General features: G+C 75.0%; 1 protein-coding gene. It reads right to left on the bottom strand.

The window, feature by feature from the left end; all coding sequences use genetic code 11:
- The coding region (locus tag AC1D01_RS34675; RefSeq protein WP_477874047.1) for a winged helix-turn-helix domain-containing protein at window positions 1-1,388 on the bottom strand (1,388 nt) is incomplete at both ends.

Below are 1,388 nucleotides of genomic sequence, written 5' to 3'. Positions count from 1 at the left end.
GCGCGATGCGCGTCGAGGCCAGCAGGTCCGGCGCGCCCAGCGTTGCCACCAGGGCGCGGGCGCGCTCCGCATCGTCGGCGATCATCGCCAGCCGCAGCGCCTGGAACTGCATGTTGCGGCGCAGCTTCTCGCGGCGCGCGCTCGGCGGCTCCTGCTCAGGGTCGGCCAGCAGGTGGGCGGCGGCCTGGCGCATCGCGTCGATGTCGCCGCGCAGCGCGTGCAGCAKGCCGCCCGCCAGCGCCAGCATCGTGCGCACATTGCGCGGGCCGCCGAGCCAGCGCGACTCCTCGTCGGCACGTTGCAGCCGCTCGGCCGCGCGCACCGCATCGCCGTGCCACAGTGCGATCAGCCCGTGCAGCAGCCAGGCGATCGCGCTCATCGCGGTCGGGTGCTCGGGCGCCAGCCGCAGCGCGCGTTCGACGAACTCGGTCAGGGCCGGGGCGATGCCGGGCAGCGTCACATCGCGCGGGTTGGGCGTCGCCTGGTACCACAGGCCGATGTCGCTGCAATCGGCCAGCAGCGTGTTGCGCCGCGCCATGTAGCCGGCGGACGGCCCGACCGGCCCGTAGTCGCCGGCATGCCACAGGCTGGCGGTCAGCGTCGTGACCTCGGCTTCGAGCGGCAAGGCCTGCGTGCGCAGCTCGGCGAGCAGCGCGGCCGCGTCGTCGCGCTGGTCGACCTGGCACAGGCTGAGCGCCACGTAGGCCCGCGCCCGCTGCGCCTGGTCTGCCCGGCCTTGCTGCTCGGCCAGGCGCAGCGCCTGCTGGAAGTGCCCGGCCATCGCGACGAAATCCCAGCGCGCCCACGCGGCCAGCCCCTGCAGCAGCATCAGCGGCGACGAGCGCTCTCGCCACGCGRCCGGAAACTGCGCCAGCAGCCGCTGCGTCTGCGTCAGCAGGCCGTCGGTGAGCCAGCCGCGGGCGACGGCATTCAGCGCCGCCTCGGCGGCCGCCCAGTCGCCGGCACGCTGCAGGTAGCCGATGCGGCGTGCGGCGTCGGGCTCGGTCTCGGCGGCGCGATGCAGCAAGCCGGCGAGCGCGTCGGGAGATTCGTGGCGCAGCCGGTCTTCGAGGAAGTCGCGGAACAGGTCGTGCAGGCGCAGCGTCAGCTGCGGCCCGTCGAGCACGGTGACGAACAGGCCGCGGCGTTCGATGTCGTCCAGCCAGCCGGCGGCCTGCGGGTCACCGGTCAGCGCGCTGCAGCGCCCGGCTTCCAGCTCGGCGAGCACCGAGGTCTGCAGCAGGAAGCGGCGCAGCCCGTCCGGCATGTCGGCCAGCACCTCGCTCGCGAGGTAGTCGAACAGGTGGCGCTGGCCGAGTGCCGCCGGCGTGCGGGTGCCGGCCAGCGTCGCCGCATCGAGGCTCAGCCGGATGCCGGCCGGCCAGCCC

It is taken from the genome of Rhizobacter sp. P3_B12 (assembly GCF_056402895.1).
Note: the sequence above shows the minus strand (reverse complement) of the source record. Positions and strands in the feature narration are given on the sequence as shown.